Source organism: Pedococcus sp. P2_D9, from assembly GCF_056404275.1.
In genome coordinates this window covers 293,826-313,732 of sequence record NZ_JBFUEI010000002.1, presented here as the reverse complement: position 1 = coordinate 313,732, position 19,907 = coordinate 293,826, and the positions used below count along the sequence as shown (strand labels likewise).

At 71.1% G+C, this 19,907-nt stretch carries 23 protein-coding genes; 11 read left to right on the top strand and 12 right to left on the bottom strand.

Annotation, left to right across the window (positions count from 1 at the left end; all coding sequences use genetic code 11):
• Nucleotides 1-23 precede the first annotated feature (23 nt).
• The 9 genes from rarD to AC1DXJ_RS04255 all read right to left on the bottom strand — a co-directional run bounded on the left by rarD (nt 24) and on the right by AC1DXJ_RS04255 (nt 8,771).
• Nucleotides 24-944, bottom strand: coding sequence for an EamA family transporter RarD (gene rarD / locus AC1DXJ_RS04295; RefSeq protein WP_477613692.1), 921 nt, complete (start codon nt 942-944; stop codon nt 24-26).
• 111 nt (nt 945-1,055) lie between these two features.
• Nucleotides 1,056-2,153: a 2-oxoacid:ferredoxin oxidoreductase subunit beta gene (locus AC1DXJ_RS04290; RefSeq protein WP_477613691.1), complete on the bottom strand. Its 1,098-nt coding sequence runs from the start codon at nt 2,151-2,153 to the stop codon at nt 1,056-1,058.
• Nucleotides 2,150-4,078 carry a 2-oxoacid:acceptor oxidoreductase subunit alpha gene (locus tag AC1DXJ_RS04285; protein WP_477613690.1) on the bottom strand — a complete coding sequence of 643 codons (1,929 nt, stop codon included), beginning with the start codon at nt 4,076-4,078 and terminating at the stop codon, nt 2,150-2,152. The genes AC1DXJ_RS04290 and AC1DXJ_RS04285 overlap by 4 nt, the downstream gene beginning before the upstream one ends.
• A gap of 159 nt (nt 4,079-4,237) precedes the next feature.
• Entirely contained in the window at nt 4,238-4,948 is a 711-nt protein-coding gene (locus tag AC1DXJ_RS04280) for an urease accessory protein UreD (protein ID WP_477613689.1), read from the bottom strand.
• Nucleotides 4,932-5,717 (bottom strand): urease accessory protein UreG, encoded by a 786-nt coding sequence (gene ureG / locus AC1DXJ_RS04275; protein ID WP_477613688.1) that lies wholly within the window; start codon nt 5,715-5,717, stop codon nt 4,932-4,934. Before ureG ends, AC1DXJ_RS04280 begins: the two co-directional genes overlap by 17 nt.
• The gene (locus AC1DXJ_RS04270; protein ID WP_477613687.1) at nt 5,710-6,378 is read right to left on the bottom strand and encodes an urease accessory protein UreF; all 669 of its coding nucleotides are present in this window, start codon (nt 6,376-6,378) and stop codon (nt 5,710-5,712) included. The genes ureG and AC1DXJ_RS04270 overlap by 8 nt, the downstream gene beginning before the upstream one ends.
• A 13-nt stretch (nt 6,379-6,391) precedes the next feature.
• Nucleotides 6,392-8,101 carry an urease subunit alpha gene (locus AC1DXJ_RS04265; RefSeq protein ID WP_477613686.1) on the bottom strand — a complete coding sequence of 570 codons (1,710 nt, stop codon included), beginning with the start codon at nt 8,099-8,101 and terminating at the stop codon, nt 6,392-6,394.
• On the bottom strand, nt 8,094-8,402 hold the full coding sequence (gene ureB / locus AC1DXJ_RS04260) for an urease subunit beta (protein ID WP_477613685.1): 309 nt from the start codon (nt 8,400-8,402) through the stop codon (nt 8,094-8,096). The genes AC1DXJ_RS04265 and ureB overlap by 8 nt, the downstream gene beginning before the upstream one ends.
• A gap of 66 nt (nt 8,403-8,468) precedes the next feature.
• Nucleotides 8,469-8,771: an urease subunit gamma gene (locus tag AC1DXJ_RS04255; RefSeq protein WP_477613684.1), complete on the bottom strand. Its 303-nt coding sequence runs from the start codon at nt 8,769-8,771 to the stop codon at nt 8,469-8,471.
• Nucleotides 8,772-8,897: 126 nt separating this feature from the next.
• On the opposite strand from AC1DXJ_RS04255, the gene AC1DXJ_RS04250 reads away from it, so the two are divergent.
• Nucleotides 8,898-9,581: an alpha/beta hydrolase gene (locus AC1DXJ_RS04250; protein ID WP_477613683.1), complete on the top strand. Its 684-nt coding sequence runs from the start codon at nt 8,898-8,900 to the stop codon at nt 9,579-9,581.
• A 30-nt stretch (nt 9,582-9,611) separates the two neighbouring features.
• Here the strand turns inward: AC1DXJ_RS04250 and AC1DXJ_RS04245 are convergent, their stop codons facing one another.
• Nucleotides 9,612-11,159: an HNH endonuclease signature motif containing protein gene (locus tag AC1DXJ_RS04245; protein WP_477636393.1), complete on the bottom strand. Its 1,548-nt coding sequence runs from the start codon at nt 11,157-11,159 to the stop codon at nt 9,612-9,614.
• A gap of 122 nt (nt 11,160-11,281) precedes the next feature.
• Between AC1DXJ_RS04245 and AC1DXJ_RS04240 the strand changes: the two genes are divergently transcribed.
• Nucleotides 11,282-11,593, top strand: coding sequence for a DUF2087 domain-containing protein (locus tag AC1DXJ_RS04240; RefSeq protein ID WP_477613681.1), 312 nt, complete (start codon nt 11,282-11,284; stop codon nt 11,591-11,593).
• Nucleotides 11,594-11,694: 101 nt separating this feature from the next.
• A complete protein-coding gene (locus tag AC1DXJ_RS04235) occupies nt 11,695-12,678 on the top strand; it encodes a glycosyl hydrolase (RefSeq protein WP_477636392.1) in 984 nt (327 codons plus the stop codon).
• A 46-nt stretch (nt 12,679-12,724) separates the two neighbouring features.
• Here AC1DXJ_RS04235 and AC1DXJ_RS04230 read toward each other — a convergent pair whose 3' ends face one another.
• Both AC1DXJ_RS04230 and AC1DXJ_RS04225 read right to left on the bottom strand, forming a co-directional pair.
• Nucleotides 12,725-13,228, bottom strand: a complete 504-nt coding sequence (locus AC1DXJ_RS04230) for a DinB family protein (RefSeq protein WP_477613679.1) — start codon at nt 13,226-13,228, stop codon at nt 12,725-12,727.
• 40 nt (nt 13,229-13,268) lie between these two features.
• A complete protein-coding gene (locus AC1DXJ_RS04225) occupies nt 13,269-13,916 on the bottom strand; it encodes an LON peptidase substrate-binding domain-containing protein (protein WP_477613678.1) in 648 nt (215 codons plus the stop codon).
• Between the two features lie 70 nt (nt 13,917-13,986).
• On the opposite strand from AC1DXJ_RS04225, the gene AC1DXJ_RS04220 reads away from it, so the two are divergent.
• The 8 genes from AC1DXJ_RS04220 to AC1DXJ_RS04185 are packed head-to-tail and all read left to right on the top strand — an operon-like array spanning nt 13,987 to nt 19,889.
• Nucleotides 13,987-14,343, top strand: a complete 357-nt coding sequence (locus AC1DXJ_RS04220) for an NADH-quinone oxidoreductase subunit A (protein ID WP_477613677.1) — start codon at nt 13,987-13,989, stop codon at nt 14,341-14,343.
• Nucleotides 14,343-14,939 (top strand): NADH-quinone oxidoreductase subunit B, encoded by a 597-nt coding sequence (locus tag AC1DXJ_RS04215; protein ID WP_477613676.1) that lies wholly within the window; start codon nt 14,343-14,345, stop codon nt 14,937-14,939. The genes AC1DXJ_RS04220 and AC1DXJ_RS04215 overlap by 1 nt, the downstream gene beginning before the upstream one ends.
• Nucleotides 14,936-15,502, top strand: a complete 567-nt coding sequence (locus tag AC1DXJ_RS04210; protein ID WP_477613675.1) for an NADH-quinone oxidoreductase subunit C — start codon at nt 14,936-14,938, stop codon at nt 15,500-15,502. Before AC1DXJ_RS04215 ends, AC1DXJ_RS04210 begins: the two co-directional genes overlap by 4 nt.
• On the top strand, nt 15,499-16,458 hold the full coding sequence (gene nuoH / locus AC1DXJ_RS04205) for an NADH-quinone oxidoreductase subunit NuoH (RefSeq protein WP_477613674.1): 960 nt from the start codon (nt 15,499-15,501) through the stop codon (nt 16,456-16,458). Before AC1DXJ_RS04210 ends, nuoH begins: the two co-directional genes overlap by 4 nt.
• Nucleotides 16,455-17,132, top strand: a complete 678-nt coding sequence (locus tag AC1DXJ_RS04200) for a NuoI/complex I 23 kDa subunit family protein (RefSeq protein WP_477613673.1) — start codon at nt 16,455-16,457, stop codon at nt 17,130-17,132. The genes nuoH and AC1DXJ_RS04200 overlap by 4 nt, the downstream gene beginning before the upstream one ends.
• Nucleotides 17,129-17,677 (top strand): NADH-quinone oxidoreductase subunit J family protein, encoded by a 549-nt coding sequence (locus AC1DXJ_RS04195; RefSeq protein WP_477613672.1) that lies wholly within the window; start codon nt 17,129-17,131, stop codon nt 17,675-17,677. The genes AC1DXJ_RS04200 and AC1DXJ_RS04195 overlap by 4 nt, the downstream gene beginning before the upstream one ends.
• On the top strand, nt 17,674-18,018 hold the full coding sequence (gene nuoK, locus AC1DXJ_RS04190) for an NADH-quinone oxidoreductase subunit NuoK (RefSeq protein ID WP_477613671.1): 345 nt from the start codon (nt 17,674-17,676) through the stop codon (nt 18,016-18,018). The genes AC1DXJ_RS04195 and nuoK overlap by 4 nt, the downstream gene beginning before the upstream one ends.
• Nucleotides 18,015-19,889 (top strand): NADH-quinone oxidoreductase subunit 5 family protein, encoded by a 1,875-nt coding sequence (locus tag AC1DXJ_RS04185; RefSeq protein WP_477613670.1) that lies wholly within the window; start codon nt 18,015-18,017, stop codon nt 19,887-19,889. The genes nuoK and AC1DXJ_RS04185 overlap by 4 nt, the downstream gene beginning before the upstream one ends.
• The last annotated feature ends 18 nt before the right edge of the window (nt 19,890-19,907 follow it).

Below are 19,907 nucleotides of genomic sequence, written 5' to 3'. Positions count from 1 at the left end.
CGACTCCTCGTCGGGGGGGGCGCTCAGGGAAGTACGGCCTCGACGTCCGGGCGGCCGCGGCCCGGGAGGTTGCGCAGCGAGTCAAAACTCAGCACTGCCAACGCAATCCAGACGATGCCGAAGCCGATCCAGCGGGTGCCGGACATGTGCTCGTCGAGGAGCAGCACCCCGCAGAGGAGCTGGAGCACCGGCGTGATGAACTGCAGCAGCCCGATCGTGACCAACGGCACCCGGCGTGCGGCGGCGGCGAAGAGCAGCAGCGGCGTGGCCGTCGCGACACCGGCCGCGACGAGCAGCGTGGTGTGCCAGCCGCCGTCGGTCGTGAAGGTGGTGTCTCCCCGGGCAGTGAGCACCACCAGCATCACCGCGGCGACCGGGCCGAGCACCGCCGTCTCGGCGGCGAGGGAGTGCATGGCCTCCAGGGACGCGCCGATCTTCTTCTTCACCAAGCCATAGAGCCCGAACGACATCGCGAGGCTGACGGCGACGACCGGAACCGAGCCCGCGGCGATGCTCAGGTAGATGCCGGCGATCGCCCCGATGGCGACGGCCACCCACTGCAGGGGGCGCAGCCGTTCGCGCAGGACGACGACGCCCAGCGCCACTGTGACGATCGGGTTGAGGAAGTAGCCCAGCGCGGCCTCGGTCGTCCTGCCGCCCAGCACCGCCGCCACGTAGATCACCCAGTTCGCGGCGATGAGCAGCGCGGCCGCCGTGACGCCAAGACCCAGCCGAGGTCGCTGCCACAGCTGCCGGGTCCAGCCGAGGTCGCGCCGCACGACCAGCACCAGGGCGCAGAGAAGCAGCGTCCACAGGATGCGGTGCGACAGGATCTCCCAGGCGCCGGCGGGTTTCAGCGCCGCGAAGTAGAGGGGAAAGATCCCCCAGATGGCATAGGCGAGCAGGCCGTATGCCGCGCCGCGCTGTTCGTCGTCCCGCGGCACCTCAGGCGGTGGCAGGGCAGGGAGAAGTCGAGAGAGCGCGACACGCTGGCGCCGCAGCCGCTTCGCCAGCGTGTCGCGCCCACTCGACTGCCGGTTGAACCGGCCGGGTCGTCACGCCACGGTCCAGGTGTCTCGGCCGTGGATGAGCTGGTCGATGTCGGCGTCGGTGGGGCGGCCGCCCGCGGTGTCGATCGCGGCGTCCACCTGGGCCCGGACGAGGTCGTCGTAGGTCGGCCGGTTGACGCTGCGGAAGATGCCCATCGGGACGTGCGTCATCTGGGGGGAGTCGAGCCGCGAGAGCGCGAAGGCCTGGGTGGGGTCGGCCGCGCCGGCGTCGTGCACGACCACGTCACGGCCCGAGGACTCCGCCCGCGGCACGAACTCCATCGCGCCGCCCTCGCCGCGGACCAGCACCTGCCGGTCGTCCTCGGGTCCGACGGCCACGGGCTCGCCGTCGACCAGGTGGACGATGCGGGCCTCCTGCTCGGAGCGGTCCTTGATCAGGTCGAAGGCGCCGTCGTTGAAGATCGGGCAGTTCTGGTAGATCTCGACGAGGGAGGTGCCGCGGTGCTCGGCTGCCGCGCGCAGGATCCCGGTGAGGTGCTTGCGGTCCGTGTCGGTCGTCCGAGCGACGAAGCTGGCCTCGGCTCCCAGTGCCAGTGACACCGGGTTGAAGGGGTGGTCGACCGAACCCATCGGGGTGGACTTGGTGATCTTGCCGACCTCGGAGGTGGGCGAGTACTGCCCCTTGGTCAGTCCATAGATCTGGTTGTTGAACAACAGGATCGTGAGGTTGACGTTGCGGCGCAGCGCGTGGATGAGGTGGTTGCCACCGATCGACAGGGCGTCGCCGTCGCCGGTCACGACCCACACCGACAGGTCCGGACGGCTCGTCGCGAGCCCGGTGGCGATCGCGGGGGCGCGGCCGTGGATCGAGTGCAGGCCGTAGGTGTCGAGGTAGTAGGGGAAGCGTGACGAGCAGCCGATCCCGGAGACGAACACGGTGTTCTCGCGCTTGAGGCCGAGCTCGGGCAGGAAGCCCTGCACGGCGGCGAGGATCGCGTAGTCGCCGCAGCCCGGGCACCAGCGCACCTCCTGGTCGGAGGTGAACTCCTTCTTCGTCTGCTTGGGGTCGTCGTCGGCGAGGCGCGGCACACCGGCGGTGCCGCTGCGGACGCCGATGGACGGCATACCGAGTTCGGTGGTCATGCGTGTCCTCCCTTGACAGCCACCGTGTCGGGGGCTGGGTGATCGTCGCCGGAGGCGAGCGACACGATGGCGTCGGCGAGCTCGACAGTGGTGAACGGCAGGCCGCGCACCTGGGTGAAGGAGTGCACGTCGACGAGGAACTTGGCGCGCAGCAGCAGGGCGAGCTGGCCCATGTTCATCTCGGGGACAAGGACCTTGTCATAGCGCCGCAGCACCTCGCCGGTGTTGGCCGGGAACGGGTTGAGGTGCCGCAGGTGGGCGGTGGCGACGTCGGTGCCGGAGTTGCGGACGTTGCGGGCCGCAGCGGCGATCGGGCCGTAGGTCGAGCCCCAGCCGAGGACGAGCACCCGTGCCTCGCCGCTCGGGTCGTCGACCTCGAGGTCGCCGATGGTGTCGGCGATGCGTTCGACCTTGGCGGCCCGCAGCCGGGTCATCAGGTCGTGGTTATCGGGGTCGTAGGAGATGTTGCCGGTGATGTTGGCCTTCTCGATGCCCCCGATGCGGTGCTCGAGACCGGGAGTGCCGGGGACCGCCCACGGCCGGGCGAGGGTCGCCTCGTCGCGCAGGAACGGGTGGAAGACCGGCTGACCCGAGTCGTCGGTGTCGTTGGGCTCCGTGGCGAACTCGACGGTCAGGTCGGGGAGCTCGGCCACCGAGGGGATCGACCACGGCTCGGAACCGTTGGCGAGGTAGCCGTCGGACAGCAGGAAGACCGGGGTGCGGTAGGCCGTCGCGATGCGCACCGCCTCGACGGCTGCGTCGAAGCAGTCCGCCGGCGACTTCGGGGCGATGATCGGCACCGGCGACTCGCCGTTGCGGCCGAACATCGCCTGAAGCAGGTCGGACTGCTCGGTCTTGGTCGGCAGACCCGTCGAGGGGCCGCCGCGCTGCACGTCGACGATGACGAGGGGGAGCTCGAGCGAGACGCCCAGGCCGATGGTCTCGGACTTGAGGGCGACGCCGGGTCCGGAGGTCGTGGTGACGCCGATGGCGCCGCCGAACGAGGCGCCGAGGGCGGCTCCGATGCCGGCGATCTCGTCCTCGGCCTGCAGGGTCGTCACGCCGTAGCGCTTGAGCCCCGACAGGGTGTGCAGGATGTCGGAGGCGGGGGTGATGGGGTAGGACCCGAGCACGAGCGGGATGCCGGCGCGGTGAGCGGCGGTCACCAGCCCGAGCGCGAGGGCGGCGTTGCCGGTGATGTTGCGGTAGGTGCCAGGAGCCATCTTGGCCGGCGCGATCTCGTAGGACACCACGAAGTCCTCGGTGGTCTCGCCATAGTTCAGACCGGCCCTCAGGGCAGCGAGGTTGGCGGCCAGGATGTCGGGCTTGGAGCCGAACTTCTTCTCCAGGAACGACTCGGTGCCGGTGGTCGGGCGGTGGTACATCCACGACAGCAGCCCGAGCGCGAACATGTTCTTGGCGCGCTCCTTGTCCTTGCGGGACAGGGTCTCGAACGCCGCGAGGGCCTCCACGGTGATCGACGTCAGGGCCACGGGGTGCACGTGCCAGGACTCGAGGCTGCCGTCCTCGAGGGGGTTGGCCGCGTAACCCACCTTGGCGAGGTTGCGCTTGGAGAACTCGTCGGTGTTGGCGATGATCGTCGCGCCGCGGGGCAGGTCGCGCAGGTTGGCCTTGAGCGCCGCGGGGTTCATGGCGACGAGCACGTCAGGGGCGTCGCCGGGGGTGAGCACGTCGTGGTCGGCGAAGTGCAGCTGGAAGCTGGAGACGCCGGGAAGGGTGCCCTGGGGCGCCCTGATCTCCGCCGGGAAGTTGGGGAGGGTGGACAGGTCGTTGCCCAGCGCGGCGGTCTCCGATGTGAAGCGGTCCCCCGTGAGCTGCATGCCGTCGCCCGAGTCACCCGCAAACCGGATCACGACCCGATCGAGGCGCTTGACCGACTTGCTGCTCGACTGTGTCTGCGTCACTACGTGTTTCCGCCACCTGTTCATCTGCTGTTTCTTGCGCGTCGCGCTCCTCCTGCGGACGTTCTTCCATGGTATGACTGCCGCCGTCGCCGCATGCGGGCAACCCGCATTTCGGACACCCGGGCATGTCGTTATTGGCGGCGGGCATCTGCCGGGGCGTCAGAGCTGGCGGTTCCAGTCGGCCCACAGGGCCGCCAGGGTCGAGTCGTGCGCCTGGGTGACAAGCTGCCTGCTCACCGCTCCCGGTTCGTGCAGCCGGTATGCCGCGTGGCCGGCAGGGGTCTCGGGTCGCCATCCGACGGCGGTCACCGAGTCGACCACCCGCGCGGTGCCGAGCGCCCCGGGTCCCAGCCCCGCTCGCACCCCGAGGTGCTCCACGAGGGCCGGCCCGCCGGCATATGTCATGGTGGTGTGGCAGTCGAGGCGACCACCCTCCTGGCCGCTGCGTCCCAGTGAGACCTGGTCGTGCAGCAGGAGTCGGCCTCCCTCGGCGACGTCCACGTGCAGGCTGCGCGTGACCTCGGCACCATCCGCCACGACCAGCGGTTGGCAGGCCCAGGTGAGGGTGGCTCCCGCGTGGACTCGCAGGGAAACGTCGATGACGCAGCCCAGGCCACGACCGTGGTAGGCCACGGTGCCGGCGACGTCGCGCAGGTCGAGCCGCAGGCCGGGGCCCACATCGACGCAGAGGCGCAGCGCGTCGCCGCCGAGGAGGGTGGCGGTGGTGGCGATGAGGGCGACCTCGGCGCCGGATGCGTCGTGCCGGACGACGCGGGGGGTCAGCAGGCCGGCGGCCAGCACCAGCCGGCTGCGCTCCTGACCGGGCCAGAGCTCGACCCTGGCGGTGTTGACCTCAGTGTGCGTGGACACCCTCACCGCCGTCGTGGGGGTGGGCGTGGGCGTCGTCGCCGTGCACCTGTTCGAGGTGGCTGTGGGGCGCCATGGGGCCGGGGTCGACGGGGACATGCCGGCCGCCGCGATGGGAGGCGAGCATGGCCAGCACCCACCGGCGCAGCTCGGCCACCGATGCGGCGTCCGTGCGGGACAGGCCGATGACAGGGCGTCCGTCGCGGGCGTCCCGGCCCTCGCGCTGCATCAGGTCGGCGTCGACTCCGACGTGCGGCGCCAGGTCGGTCTTGTTGACCACGAGCAGGTCGGCCCGCGAGATGCCGGGACCGCCCTTGCGGACGACGTCGCCGCCGCCGGCAACGTCGAGCACGAAGATCTGGGCGTCGACCAGGGCAGGCGAGAAGGTCGCCGTGAGGTTGTCCCCGCCGGACTCGACCAGGACGAGGTCCAGCGGAGCGAAGTCGGCTTCGAGGTCCTCCACGGCGAGGAGGTTGGCCGTCACGTCGTCCCGGATCGCGGTGTGGGGGCATGCGCCGGTCTCGACGGCGCGGATCCGGTCGGGGTCGAGGACGCCGGCGGCCCGCAGCATGCGGGCGTCCTCGTCGGTGTAGATGTCGTTGGTGACGACGCCCAGCTCGAGCTCTGAGCCGAGCTCGCGGCAGACCATGGCGATGAGCGAGGACTTGCCGGTGCCGACCGGCCCGGCGACGCCGAGTCGGAACGCGCGCGTGGTGGCACGCGTGGTCTCGCGGGTGGTCTCTGAGGTCGTCTCCCGGGTGGTCTCAGGCACTGAACAGCCTCCGTGGGTGGGTGGGGTGGGCGTGCTGCCACTGCTCCAGGAGCGGCGCCGACGGCGCGGGTATGCCGTCCGGCTCGGTGAGGTGCGCGACCGCGCCGACGACCTCCTCGATCTCGGGCCCGGCGTGCAGCAGCCACTCCGTCGTCTCGACGGGGTCGAGCGGGCAGAGCTTCAGGGCGGCCGCGCACAGCGACTGCACGTCGTCATAGGCGACCAGCCGGGCGGTCCGGGCGCCGTCCAGGCCCGCGGCGGCAGCCATCGAGCCCACGGCCACCGGTCGCGCGGGGGCAGGCATCGTCGCCAAGGCGGAGGCGGTCGCGGTGCCGGGCCAGAGCCGCTGCGCCAGGCGGCGTTGTCCCCGGCCGACGGCGACCGAGGCGGCACGCATCACCTCGCTGGGGTTGCGGGCAGCCCAGGCGAGCTGGACGTCGTCGAGGGGCAAGCCGGCCAGGGTGTGGTGGCGCGCGACGACGGCCGTCGCCGCGTCGACGAGCACGACGGTGCGCAGCCTGGTGGAGATGAGTCCGGGGACGTCGCGCGGCTCGAGCCCGCCGAGGAGCGCGGGCTCGAGCCCGGAGGACTGGGTGTGAGCGCCGACAGGGAGGCGTCCGTCGGCCAGCAGCATCGCGGCGAACTCGGGGTGGGGGAGCATCGACAGTCGAGTCTCAGAAGAGTGAATAGCGTTGGGCGAGTGGGAGCTCCGTCGCGGGGGCGGGTTCGACGAGGACACCGTCGATGCGGATCGCGAATGACTCGGGGTCGACCTCGATGACCGGGAGCGTGTCGTTGTTGATCATGTCCGCCTTGGTGACCTCCCGGGTGGGACGCACCGGGGTGAGGGTGCGTCGCAGGCCGAGCCGCTGGCCCAGTCCGTCCTGGAGCGCGGCGGGGGCGACGAACGCCAGGGAGTGGTCGGCACCGGCTCCGCCCTCGCCGACCAGCGCGGGGCGCATGAGGACCGGCTGGGGCGTGGGGATCGACGCGTTCGGGTCGCCGAGTGCGGCATACACGATCGCTCCTCCCTTGAGGACGACGTCGGGGCGCCACCCGAAGAACTTCGGGTCCCAGAGGACGAGGTCGGCGAGCTTGCCCGCTTCGATCGAGCCGACCTCGTGGTCGATGCCGTGGGCGATGGCCGGGTTGATCGTGTACTTGGCCACGTAGCGACGGGCCCGCTCGTTGTCGGCGGGCATGGTGCCGCCCAGTGGGCCGAGGCGTGCCTTCATGACGTGGGCCACCTGCCAGGTGCGGGTGACGACCTCGCCGATCCTCCCCATCGCCTGGGCATCCGAGCTCGTCATCGACAGCGCGCCGAGGTCGTGCAGGATGTCTTCTGCCGCAATGGTGCTGGCCCGGATCCTGCTCTCTGCGAAGGCGAGGTCCTCCGGCACGGACGGGTTGAGGTGGTGGCAGACCATCAACATGTCGAGGTGCTCGGCGACGGTGTTGACGGTGTGGGGGAGCGTCGGGTTGGTCGAGCCGGGCAGCACGTTGGCGTGACCGGCGATGGTGATGATGTCGGGGGCGTGGCCACCGCCGGCGCCCTCGGTGTGGAACGCGTGGATGCTCCGCCCACCGATCGCTCGCAGGGTCGACTCGACGAAGCCAGCCTCGTTGAGGCTGTCGCTGTGCAGCGCCACCTGAAGGCCGTACTCGTCCGCCGCGCGCAGGGCCGCGTCGATGGCGGCCGGGGTGCTGCCCCAGTCCTCGTGCACCTTGTATGCCGCCGCTCCGCCCAGCGCCTGCTCGCGCAGCCCCTCGGCGCTGACGGTGTTGCCCTTGCCCATGAGTAGCAGGTTGACCGGGAGGTGGTCGAGCCCTCGAAGGACTGACTGGAGGTGCCACGGTCCGGGCGTGACGGTCGTGGCCTTGGAACCCTCGGAGGGTCCCGTGCCGCCGCCGCCGAGGGTGGTGATCCCTGCGGCGAGCGCCTCGTGCACCTGGCTGGTCGACAGGAAGTGGACGTGCAGGTCGACCCCGCCGGCCGTGAGGATCCGGCCCTCGCCGGAGATCACGTCGGTGCCGGGCCCGATCTCCAGGTCGGGGTGCACGCCGTCCGCGATGTCAGGGTTGCCACTGCGGCCGAGCGCGACGATGCGGCCGTGGCGGATGCCGACGTCGGCGCGGATGACTCCCCAGTGGTCGAGCACGACCGCGTTGGTGATGACGGTGTCCAGCGCCCCGCCGGCGCTCGTGCGGGTGCCCTGGGCCATCGACTCCCGGATGGACTTGCCGCCACCGAACACTGCTTCCTCGCCCCCGAATGTGAGGTCGTCCTCGATCTCGACCCACAGGTCGGTGTCGCCGAGACGCACCTGGTCGCCGGTGGTGGGGCCGTAGATCGCCGCGTAGCGATCCCGGTCGAGGTCAGCCATCGAGCTCACCGTCCGGCCCGCGCTCGCCGACGCGCTGTCCTGGCACCTGCAGGCCCGGGACCCGGCGTCGTCCACGGAGCGCCACCGCGGCGACCTCTCGGCTGACGCCCGGCTCGAACCGGACGGACGTCCCGCTCGGGATGTCGAGACGGAAGCCGTGCGCCGCCGCCCGGTCGAAGTCCAGCGCGGTGTTGCTGTCGGGCAGGTGCAGGTGCGAGCCGATCTGCACGGGACGGTCGCCCGTGTTCACGATGACGAGGGTGAGCCGCTCGCCGTCGGTGCGGTCGGCATTGATGGTCACGGTGCCCGGCTTGACCCTGATTGCACCGGGTCCAGAACTGTTGCTGCTCAACGGAGTTCCGTCCTCTCAGGCGATAGGGTGGTGGAGGGTGACGAGCTTGCGACCATCGGGGAAGGTCGCCTCGACCTGCACATCGCTGACCATCTCGGCGACTCCCTCCATGACCTGGTCGCGGTGCAGGACATCGCGACCCTGCTCCATCAGGTCGGCGACGGTCGAGCCTTCGCGAGCGCGCTCGATGACCCAGGTGGACAGCAGCGCCACGGCCTCGGGGTGGTTGAGCTTCACGCCGCGCGAGAGCCGGTCACGGGCGACCATCCCGGCCACCGCAAGCAGGAGCTTCTCGGTGTCCGCGGGGGACAGGTGCATGCGGCCTCCTTGGCGGGTGCTGGCCCAGTAGACCAAGGCAGTGTTTCGCGGGCGTTTCAACAGCGCCACCCGGGGCTCACACCGACCCGTCGCGTCGAGCACTTTCGCTGGACTAGCGTGCCCAAGGTGTCGCCCGGCCTTGTCGTCCTGCCCAGCCCGCTGCTGGGTCCGGCGACCTATGCGCCCCTCGCTGCGGCACTGACGGCTCGCGCGATGGCGACCACCGTCGCCGAGCTCCCGGACCGCGACTTCTCCCCGTCAGAGGTGCTGTCGTTCTTCCGCTCGCAGGTCGCGGACCAGGGCGCGACGGTGGTCGTCGCGCACAGCAATGCCGGGTACTTCGCGCCGGCCGCGGCGTTGGATCGTGGCGTGCCGACCATCTTCATGGATGCTGCCCTGCCTGCCGTGGGTGAGTCCGAGACCCGCCTGGCGCCTCCAGCCTTTGCAGAGTTCATCGGCTCCCTGCCGCTCCGCGACGGACTGCTGCCGCCGTGGCCCCTCTGGTGGGACCGCGCCGACGTCGCTGCGCTCTTCCCCGACGACGACTGGCTCGACCTGGCGATCCGCGAGGCGCCACGCCTGTCGCCCGCCTACTTCACGACGCCCCTCCAGGTGCCACGCGGCTGGGAGGTGCGGCCGGCGGCATACCTTGCCTTCGGTGACACGTATGCCGCCGAGCTGGCCTTCGCGCGCGGCGCGGGGTGGGTGGTCCGTCAGGAGGTTGGTCACCACCTGGCGCACCTCGCCGAGCCCGACCGCGTCGCCGACGTCGTCGTCGAGCTCTGCGCCGCGCTGCACGTCGGCGCCTGAGCCGGGTGCCAGTAGAAAGGGGTGTGGCGGTCAGGCCGCGCGGAATCCGTGGCGGTCAAGCGGCCACGTCGTGTGGGTGCGGCCATCCGGGGCGGTCCACGTGCAGACGCCGAGCGGGTCCATCTCTACCCGCCACCCGGCATGGTGCTTGAACCCGTGATGGGTGGCACAGAGGGACTGCAGGTTGGGGRCGGAGGTGGGGCCGTCGGGGTGACGGATGACGTGGTCGAGCTGGCACCGCTTGGCCGCGGTGGCGCACCCAGGGAAGCGGCAGGTGCCGTCCCGTGAGCGGACAGCGCGCGCCGTCGCCGCGCCGGGTCGGGAGGTGGTCGGGTCCTGCCATCGAACGGCTCCGGTGACGGAGTCGCTGCGGGCCAGTCGCAGGACGACGTCTGGGTCGCTCAGCACGGCGACCACGTCGGACGGGAGCAGCGAGCCGAGCACTGGTACCTCGGTGTGCGAGGACACGAACCACAGGCGGTCCTCGTGGTCGTGCAGGACGCCGTCGTCCAGCTGCTCGCAGCCGCCAAGGTCGTGGTACCAGCCGGACACCTGGGTGAGCTCGACTGCTGTGTCGGTGCCCGCGGAGCCGAGCGCGGCCGGGTCGCGACCGTCGTCGGCGCGGTCAGCAGCGTCGGGGATCGGCGACTGGACGTCTGTGGCGTGGATTCCGGTTGAGTCGGGGGCGTCCTCGCGGACGCCCAAGCACGCCGTCGATACGGGAGGCGCGACGAAGCCCGGCCGCTCGCAGTCAATCGGTGCGACCAGCTCGATCGTGGTGCTGATCGTCGCGTTGGCCTCGATGAGGTCGGACAGTGCGTCGGCGCGAGCGGCGCCCATCCGCAGACCCGGCTCAGCCCGTGCGTACTCCGCGGCGAGCCCGTCCACAGCACTCCACAGCCGGAGCGCGGTCGGGGTCGGCAGGTCGACCACCAGTCGGGTCATGCCGGCACAGTCACCCGGACGGATGCTGACGGCACGCCGAGCCCTGGCCCGCTCGGCTGCTTGTGCCGCCTCCTCTCGGTTGCACCGTTCGGCGCTGCGACGCGCTCGACGCCTGAGAGCGGCGCAGGAGAGCTGGGTCGCGCCACCCTCCAGCACCCGGGCCTCGAACTCGTGCAACCGGTCGGTCGGTGCGGCCAGGGACTCCGACACGACCGCATCCACGCGGTAGGGCTCGAGGTCGCCGGACCACGCCAGCGCCTGGATCTGGGGCAGGGAGCAGACGACGCGACGGGCGTGGCTGATGCGGGTCGACATGGTGCGCGGTGAGACATGGAGGAGGGCGGCCAGCGAGCCAGCGGCGACCGCGTGGCCCGACAGGTGGTGGGGGCGCATCCCCACGGCCACGCCATCGGCCACGTCGCGCTCGGACTGCTCGTCGCACCGTCGGGCGACCGTCTCCATGGCCGAACGCTGTCGCGCCGTCGCGGCGCTCACGACGCGCTGGGTGGCGACCGTCAACGCCTCGGCCTGCACCAGAGACATGCCCTCGATCTCATCGTCGGTGAGGGTGAAGAGCGCGCTCGCGAGGACGGCCGGGTCGGTCGCCTCCACGGTGCGGGCATCTTCGAACATGTGTTCGATCCTATGGGAAGCCACTGACAACGGCTGGACGTGCGCGCGTTCCCCATTCGCGGGAAGCCAGGGAGGGTTTCGAAGGACTGCGGGTTTCAGGCTGTGAGGGTTACGGTCGGTGGATGGATCGACCCGTGCTCGACGACGCGCTGAAGGACCGAGAGGCCATTCTGCGAGCGTTCCTCACGGCGGACGGGAGGCTCTCGAGGATCCCCACGAAGATCCGCAAACGGCTGGTGGTGCTCAACGAGCTGGCCCAGCAATTCGATATCGGTGAGACCTATGACGAAACCCAGGTCAACAACATCCTGCGCAGCTGGCACGACGACGTCGCCGCCCTGCGTCGCTACCTCGTCGAGGAGGGCTTCCTCGAGCGCCGCGACGGTCTCTACTGGCGTGCCGGTGGGACGGTCGGAGAAGTCGTCGGGACCTAGCAGCGGCCATCCTCCCCGGCCGTCCAGTGGCCGCTGTCCACCCCGTGACCACCCTCTGGTTTCGCCGGGTGCCACCGCCTCCGCCCTGCCACACTCTGGTCATGCTGAGGCTGGATGACCTGTGGGTCTGGGACTCCTGGATCGCTGACGACGGCGACCTCTACCACCTGTTCTTCCTCCAGGCGCCGCGCGCGCTGGGGGACCCGGGCAAGCGGCATACCTCGGCGCGGGTGGGGCACGCCACCTCCGCGGACCTCGTGAGCTGGACCGACCTCGGGGAGTGCTTCGGACCTGACCAGAGCGGCGCGGGTCGGTTCGACGACCTCGCCATCTGGACCGGCTCCGTGCTCCACGACGGGGAGCGGTGGCGGATGTTCTACACCGCGGTGTCGACGACCGGCCACCACGTCTACGACCAGCGGATCGGCTCGGCCGTGTCCGACGACCTGCAGCACTGGCAACGGGGCGGCCCCGACCCCGTCGTGCGCGTGGACGGTCGCTGGTACAAGACGCTGGCCAACACGCCGGCCCCCACCGAAGGGCCCGATCTGGAGGGGGCGAGCGAGACCTGGCGCGACCCGCTCGTCTTCGCCGACCCCGCAGGCGACGGCTGGCACATGCTGGTCACCGCGCGGGCCAGGGACGCGGCGCGCAACGACGACGGGGTCATCGCCCACGCCACCAGCACCGACCTCGAGACCTGGGCCCTCGGCGAGCCGCTGTGCGCGCCCGGAGCCGGCTTCGGACAGCTGGAAGTGCTGCAGAACAAGCAGATCGACGGCCGGTGGGTGCTCGTCTTCACCTGCCACCCGCAGGAGATGACACCCGAGCGGATCGAGCGGACCGGCAGCTACTGCACCTGGTCGGTGCCCGGTCCCGGACCGCTCGGCCCGTGGGACATCGACGCCGCCCGTCCGTTCGCCGCGGAGCCCGACCTGTTCGCCGCGCCTCTGGTGCAGCAGCGCGACGGGTCGTGGGTGCTCGTCGGGTTCCACAACCTCGAACCGCAAGGGCTCGACGGGTTCGAGATCAGCGACCCCATCCCGGTCACCCTCGACGCCGACGGCTACCTCGTCGCCCGCTGACGCACCCTCCGACCTCCACCGCCGTGGTGCCGGAACCCGGGGCGGGTCAGTCTCCGGTGCGGCCGTCGGCGAGCTCGCGGAGGATGTCCAGGTGTCCGTTGTGCCGGGCGTTCTCCTCGACGAGGTGCAGCAGCACCCACCGCAGGGTCGGGCGCTCCCCGCTCCTGAACGGTGTGGCCGAGAGGTCGTCGAGGTCGAGCCCGGCGACGATCGCATCGGTGCGGACTGCCTGCGCGGCATACTCCTCCAACGTCTGCGCGAGGGGGGTGGTGGCGCCGAGGCTGAACTCCCGGTCCGGCTCCTCGTCGGTCCAGGGCCCGAGGTCCGGTCCACCGACGAACCTGTTCTCGATCCACGAGTGCTCCACCCAGCGCATGTGGTTGACGACCCCGCCCAGCGTCATCAGCGGTGAGGTCGGCAGGGGCGCGCTCCCGACGTGCTCGTCGGCGAGGCCGTGGCACTTCTCGGCTGCGGTGTCCCGGGTGTACTGGAGCATCGCCAGCAGCGTCGAGCGCTCGTCCCAGGCGTTGGGGGTGTCGGTTCGCGTCATGGTCCGAACCCTGTCGCACCGGCCGGCCGCGCGCCACCGCTTAGTTCAGGTTGAACCCGTGCTCCGGTGACGGCGGCACGACCCCGAGCATCGCGGCCAGCTGCCGTTCGCGCCGGACCAGCTGGAGGCCGAGTCGCAGCCGCGTCTCGGTGTCGTCGGCGGCGAGGAGCTGCTGCCGTTCCCCGAGGTCGAGCCCCACCGCCCCACCCACGGCATACGAGAGTTCGGCGGCGTCGGAGGGCCACGTGGGCTCGTCGGCGCCCACGGTGTGGGCGTACTCGTGCAGCGCCTGCCGCAGCCGCGCGGCGAGCCCCGCGACCTCCTCGGCGTCGCCGGTGTTCTCCTCAAGCATGGTCACCTCGCCCATCAGGTATGCCGTGCCGGCACCTGGCACGAGCGCCTCCAGGTGGAAGCGCTGGATGCCAGTGCTGAGGACGAGGTAGCGACCGTCTCCGACCGGGGCGGCGTTCGTCAGCCGGGCCAGGCAGCCCACCTCGTGCAGGTCGTGCACCGAGTCGGGCCCGACCTCGTGACCCTGGCGGATCGCCACGACGCCGAACTCGGGAGCCTCCATGACGTTCACCAGGTCGCTGAGCAGCTCGAGGTAGCGCGGCTCGAAGACCTGGAGCGGCAGCGCGGCGCCCGGCACCAGGACCGTGCCGAGCGGAAAGAGCGGGACCCGCGCCATGTCGTCACGGTAGGTGCCCACGACCCGGCGCAACACCCCCTCATGGAGGTGGGCCACTAGGCTGCCAACCGTGTCGCCCTACGTCGTCATCGCCGCGGTGGTCGCTGTCGGCCTGCTGCTGTTCGTGGCCGCGATGGGCGCCCGGGCGCTGCTGGCTCCGAAGGCGCCGACCCGGGCCAAGCTGACGACCTACGAGTCCGGAGTCGATCCGGTGGGTCGGGACTGGGCCCAGACGCAGGTGCGCTACTTCGTCTACGCGTTCCTCTACGTCATCTTCGCCGTCGACGCCGTCTACCTGTTCCCCTGGGCCCTCGTCGCCCGCAGCAACCTCGGTGCGGTGTCGCTGCTCGAGATCGCGGTGTTCATCGGGGTCCTGCTGGTCGGACTCGTCCACGCAGCGCGGCGCGGTCTGCTGAGGTGGCTCTGATGACGACGACGCAGCCCGTCCCCCTGCCGATGCCCCGGGTCGGTCCCGCCACCGACCTGGCACCCCAGCCGATCCGCGTGGTCCTCAACTGGGGCCGCCGCTACTCGCTGTGGGTCTTCAACTTCGGCCTCGCGTGCTGTGCGATCGAGTTCATCGCCGCCTCGATGGCCCGGCACGACTTCATCCGGCTCGGGGTGATCCCGTTCGCCCCCGGCCCGCGACAGGCCGACCTGATGGTCGTGTCGGGCACCGTGACCGACAAGATGGCTCCGGCCGTGCGACGGCTCTACGACCAGATGCCCGAACCCAAGTACGTCATCTCGTTCGGAGCCTGCTCCAACTCCGGCGGACCCTACTGGGACTCCTACTCGGTCACCAAGGGCGTCGACACCATCATCCCCGTCGACGTCTACGTCCCTGGCTGCCCGCCCCGGCCCGAGGCTCTCCTGCAGGGCATCCTCAAGCTGCAGGAGAAGATCGCAGCCGAGACGTTGTCCACCAAGGGAATTCGCGCGAAGTATGCCGGGCACCGCCTCGCGTCCGCAGGCGAGGTCAAGCGACCGTTGGTGCAGCCACCGACCAAGGACGTCTCATGAGCGGCCCTCGCGCCGTGAGCGACCCGACCGGTGTGGTGGATCCGAGCGCCCTCGAGCGCGCCGAGGTCGACCCGCCTGACTGGGTGGCGACGATCACAGCGGCCCGCGACGCTGGCTACACCTTCTTCGACTGGCTCACCGCGGTCGACCAGAGCGACGACGAGGCGGCACCCGGTCTCGACGTGGTGTGCCACCTCATGGACGGGTCCACGCCAAGGGCGTTGCGGCGCAAGCTGTTCCGCACCCGCGTCCCCAGCGGTGCCAGCCTCGACAGCCTGACGGGAGTGTTCCGCGGGGTCGCGTGGCACGAGCGCGAGACGCACGAGATGTTCGGCCTCGACTTCGAGGGGTTCGACGACGGCACCGGTCTGGGGCTGCGCCCGCTCCTGCTCCCCGACGGGTTCGAGGGCACGCCGCTGCGCAAGTCCTTCGTGCTCGCGGCTCGAGCCTCCAAGCCGTGGCCCGGAGCCAAGGAGCCGGGCGAGTCCGAGCACGCCAGGCCGACCGGGCGACGCCGGGTGTCAGCGCCCGGTGTCCCGGACCCCGAGTGGGGGCCGCGATGAACGACGCCGTCGAGGTGACCCTGCGGGCGGTGGGGGTGCTGGCTGCCTTCCTCGTGCTGCCCCTCCTGGTGGGCCAGACCGAACACAAGGTGATGGCGCACATGCAGGGCCGGCTCGGCCCGATGTATGCCGGTGGGTTCCACGGGTGGGCGCAGCTGGTGGCCGACGGGGTCAAGTTCGTGCAGAAGGAGGACATCACCCCTGCGGCTGCCGACAAGAGGATCTTCCGGTTCGCTCCCGCGGTGGCGCTGGTGCCCTATCTCGTTGCGCTGGCAGCGATTCCGCTCAGCCCCGACTTGGTCGCCGCGGACCTCCCCGCGTCGGCCGTGTTCGTCCTGGCGGTGACCGCGGTGGGCATCCTCGGCACGCTCATGGCCGGCTGGGCCAGCGCCAACAAGTACTCGCTGCTCGGTGCGATGCGTGCCGCGGCGCAGCTGCTCTCCTACGAGCTGCCGATGGTGCTGGCGGTCGCCAGCGTCTGCCTGGCGGCCGGCTCGTTGTCCCTCTCCGGGATCGCTGCGGCCTGGTCTCCCTGGTGGCTGGTCTTCCAGCTGCCGGGAGCCATCGTGTTCCTCGTGTCGGCCGTCGCGGAGCTCCAGCGACCGCCGTTCGACATGCCGGTGGCCGACTCCGAGATCGTCTTCGGCGCCTACACCGAGTACACCGGGCTGCGGTTCGCGTTCTTCCTGCTGAGCGAGTACGCCGGGATCGTCGTCATGTCGCTCCTCTTCGCCGTGCTCTACCTCGGTGGCTGGCAGGGGCTGTTCAGCGACCAGCTCGGGTGGCTGTGGACCCTGCTCAAGGGGTTCTGCATCGCGGTCCTCGTCATCTGGCTCCGGGTCGCGTGGCCCCGGCTGCGCGAGGACCAGCTCCAGCGACTGGCGTGGCTGGTCCTGGTGCCCCTCGCCCTGGCCCAGCTGGCCCTCACCGGTGTCTGGGTGGTGGCCACCGCATGAGCGAGCAGGAGAAGAAGCCGGGAGGCATCGGCATACCGGGCATCCTCAAGGGGTTGGCCACCACCGCCCGCACCATGTCGAGGCCGACCCATACCGCCGAGTACCCCGACGCGCAGCCGCACCTGCCGCCCCGGAGCCGTGGCGTCATCGCGCTGCTGGAGGAGAACTGCACCTCCTGCATGCTGTGCGCCCGCGAGTGCCCCGACTGGTGCATCTACATCGACTCGCACAAGGAGACGATCCCCGCCACCACGCCTGGTGGGCGCGAGCGCCAGCGGAACGTCCTCGACCGGTTCGCCATCGACTTCAGCCTCTGCATGTACTGCGGCATCTGCATCGAGGTCTGCCCGTTCGACGCGCTGCACTGGAGTCCCGAGTTCGAGTACGCCGAGCTGGACATCCGCGACCTGCTGCACGAGAAGGACCGCCTCGGCCAGTGGATGCCCACCGTGCCCCCACCCTCGGCCCTGGACGAGCACTCGGCCGAGCCGGCCGAGATCGGAGCCACCACCCGACCCGGACGGCTGGTGCGCACGGCGCCGGCGCGTCCCGCTCCCGCGCGCGTCACGCCGACCGGGCAGGAGGCGCAGCCAGCCCCGAAGTCAAGCCCGGAGCCGGCCCCGAAGCCAAGTCCGGAGCCAGCCCCCGAGACGGCACCGGAGACCGGGGAATGACGGCTCTGGACGTGGCCTTCGCCGCGGTCGGGCTGATCACGGCGGCCAGCGGTTTGCTCGCCGTGACGACGCGCCACGTCGTCCATGCCGCCCTGTGGCTGGTGGTCTGCCTCGGAGCCCTTGCCGGCTGCTACCTCGTCCTGGGGGCGGAGCTGGTGGCACTGGTGCAGCTCCTGGTCTATGTCGGCGCGATCGTCGTGCTCGTGCTGTTCGCCCTCATGCTCACCCGCGCGCCGATCGGGCCCAACAGCGAGATCAGCACCAGCCGCCTGCACCGGGTGCTCGCGGCGGCGCTGGGTGCCGGCGTCACGGCCCTGCTGGCCGCCGCCCTCCTCCCCATCGCGGGCCCCGCCGTGGAACGGCACGAAACCTCGACCACCCGGGTCGCAGAACAGCTCTTCGGCACCTGGCTCTGGCCCTTCGAAGTCCTCTCACTGCTGCTCCTCGTCGCCCTCATCGCGGCCATGGCGGTGTCGCGGATGACCCGCCCCGACCCTGCCGCTGACCCGCTCGGCTCCGACCTCGCGGCCAGGGAGTCGGCATGATCCATCTCGCCGGGCCGTACCTGCTCTGCGCCGTGCTCGCCGGCATCGGGGCCTACGGCGTGCTGGCGCGACGGAACGCCGTGCTCGTCCTGATCGGGGTCGAGCTCATCCTCAACGCGGCCAACGTGCTGCTCGTCTCGGTCGCCGCCGCGGGTGCTGACCGCTGGGCCGCAGGCAACGTGCTCACGCTGTTCGTCATCACGATCGCTGCCGCAGAGGTCGTCGTGGCGCTCGCGGTGGTCCTCGCGGTCTACCGGCTGCGGGGCGACGTCGACCTGAGCGACCCCACCCTCAGCGACGCCACGGTCAGCGACCCCACGGTGAGCGAGGCTCCCCGATGAGCGCCGCTGCCGCCCGGTTCGTCGTCCTCATCCCTGCCGTCGCCGCATTCCTCGGGCTCCTGCTGGCCCGTCACACCGACCCACGGCCGGCCCGCTTCGTCGCCGTCGGCACCTCCCTGCTCGCGGTCCTCGCGGCCCTCCTCCAGGTCGTCGCCGTGCACGGCTCGTCGAGGGTTACCATCGCCCGCACCATCCCCGCCCTCGACGCGGGCGAGCTGCGAATTCCCTTGCAGCTGCAGGCGACTACCGCGACTGCCCTCATCGCCCTGGTCGTCGCGATCGTCGGCTGGGCGGTGCAGGCCTTCGCCGGCTGGTACCTGCGCGAGGATGACCGCTACGGCATCTTCGCCGCCACGGTCTCGCTGTTCACAGCAGGCATGCTCCTCGTCGTGCAGTCCGCCGACCTCGTGCTCACCCTGGTGGGCTGGGAGGTGATGGGTTGGTGCTCCTACCTGCTCATCGGGCACTGGAGCCGCAAGGAGTCCGCCCGCCGGGCCGCGCTCAAGGCCTTCCTCGTCACCCGCCTCGCAGATGTCGGCTTCGTGCTCGGGGTGGTGATCCTCGCCGCAGGGGCCGGCTCCACGGCATACCCGCAGGTGCTCCAGGCCTGGGCCGCCACGGACTGCCCGGACGCCGCCGCATGTGCAGCGCCCAACGCGACCCTGCGCACGGCGGCCATGGTGCTGCTCGTCATCGGCATCCTCGGCAAGTCCGGCATGGTCCCGTTCCACGACTGGCTCCCCGACGCCATGGAAGGCCCGACCCCCGCGTCCGCCCTGATCCACGCGGCGACCATGGTTGCCGCCGGCACGTTCGTCCTCGCGCAGCTGTTCGACGTCCTCGCGGCCAGTGACGGTGCACGCTGGGTCCTCGCGCTGAGCACCGCCGTGACGATGGTGTATGCCGCGGGGCTGGCGTTCGGGCAGAGCGACCTCAAGCGGCTGCTCGCCTACTCGACCCTCAGCCAGGTCGCCCTCATGCTCTCGGCGCTGGCGGTCGCCCCCGTCGACGAGGGACCGGGCGCCGGAGTGCTTCACCTCTACTCGCACGCGTTCTTCAAGGCGCTGCTCTTCCTCGCGATCGGCTGGCTGAGCGTGACCGTCGGCGGCACCGCGGCCGCGACGATGCGCGGTGGTCTGCGCGGACACCTGTTCATCAGGCCGGCGATGTTCGTCGGGCTGATGGCGCTGGCCGGGGTGCCTCCGCTCGTCGGCTTCGTCTCCAAGGAGCACGTGCTCGCGGCAGCCGAGGCAGGCGCGGCCGACGGCCAGGCGCGGGCCTGGATCGTCCTGCTCGCAGGCCTGCTGACCGTGGTCCTCACCGCTGCCTACTGCATGCGCGCGTGGATCGTCCTCGACGACCTGGCCGCCGCGGACATCGAACGTCACGAGGCCGACACCGCCAGCTTCCCCGTGACTGCGGCGGTGACGGTCCTGGCCATCCTGACCGTTGCCGGCGGGCTGGTCGCCTTCACCCCTCTGATCGACCTCGGCGGCCACATCGGGTGGCTGGTGGCGCTGCTGAGCATCCTGCTGATCGTCGGCGCCGGCCTGGCCGTGCGTTCACTGGCCCACGGTGCGGATCCCGCTGTGCGGATCGTCGGGGCACGGATCCCGTCGTTCGACGACGGTTTCGGGGTCGATCGCCTCTACGTCGACTACGTGGCGCGACCAGTCGTCGCCCTTGCGCACCTCGTCGTCTTCCTCGACCGCGAGGTCGTCGACGCCTACGTGCGCGGTGCGGCAGCCGCGACCCGGTTCGGTGGCGCGGGTGGCCAGCGGGCCCACCAGGCCGAACGCGCGGCGTCCGGGCTGGCCTGGGTCGTGGCCGGTGTCGTCGCCGTCGCCCTCGCGGGGGTGGCGCTGTGGTGACCGGAAGGCGTGGTGGAG

Coding starts and splice junctions, on each gene's coding strand:
- AC1DXJ_RS04200 (WP_477613673.1), top strand. CDS start 16,455: ATGAGCGAGCAGGAGAAGAAGCCGGGAGGCATCGGCATACCGGGCATC.
- AC1DXJ_RS04235 (WP_477636392.1), top strand. CDS start 11,695: ATGCTGAGGCTGGATGACCTGTGGGTCTGGGACTCCTGGATCGCTGAC.
- nuoK (WP_477613671.1), top strand. CDS start 17,674: ATGATCCATCTCGCCGGGCCGTACCTGCTCTGCGCCGTGCTCGCCGGC.
- AC1DXJ_RS04230 (WP_477613679.1), bottom strand. CDS start 13,228: ATGACGCGAACCGACACCCCCAACGCCTGGGACGAGCGCTCGACGCTG.
- AC1DXJ_RS04270 (WP_477613687.1), bottom strand. CDS start 6,378: ATGCTCCCCCACCCCGAGTTCGCCGCGATGCTGCTGGCCGACGGACGC.
- AC1DXJ_RS04225 (WP_477613678.1), bottom strand. CDS start 13,916: ATGGCGCGGGTCCCGCTCTTTCCGCTCGGCACGGTCCTGGTGCCGGGC.
- AC1DXJ_RS04215 (WP_477613676.1), top strand. CDS start 14,343: ATGACGACGACGCAGCCCGTCCCCCTGCCGATGCCCCGGGTCGGTCCC.
- AC1DXJ_RS04290 (WP_477613691.1), bottom strand. CDS start 2,153: ATGACCACCGAACTCGGTATGCCGTCCATCGGCGTCCGCAGCGGCACC.
- AC1DXJ_RS04240 (WP_477613681.1), top strand. CDS start 11,282: ATGGATCGACCCGTGCTCGACGACGCGCTGAAGGACCGAGAGGCCATT.
- AC1DXJ_RS04185 (WP_477613670.1), top strand. CDS start 18,015: ATGAGCGCCGCTGCCGCCCGGTTCGTCGTCCTCATCCCTGCCGTCGCC.
- nuoH (WP_477613674.1), top strand. CDS start 15,499: ATGAACGACGCCGTCGAGGTGACCCTGCGGGCGGTGGGGGTGCTGGCT.
- AC1DXJ_RS04210 (WP_477613675.1), top strand. CDS start 14,936: ATGAGCGGCCCTCGCGCCGTGAGCGACCCGACCGGTGTGGTGGATCCG.
- AC1DXJ_RS04255 (WP_477613684.1), bottom strand. CDS start 8,771: ATGCACCTGTCCCCCGCGGACACCGAGAAGCTCCTGCTTGCGGTGGCC.
- AC1DXJ_RS04195 (WP_477613672.1), top strand. CDS start 17,129: ATGACGGCTCTGGACGTGGCCTTCGCCGCGGTCGGGCTGATCACGGCG.
- AC1DXJ_RS04265 (WP_477613686.1), bottom strand. CDS start 8,101: ATGGCTGACCTCGACCGGGATCGCTACGCGGCGATCTACGGCCCCACC.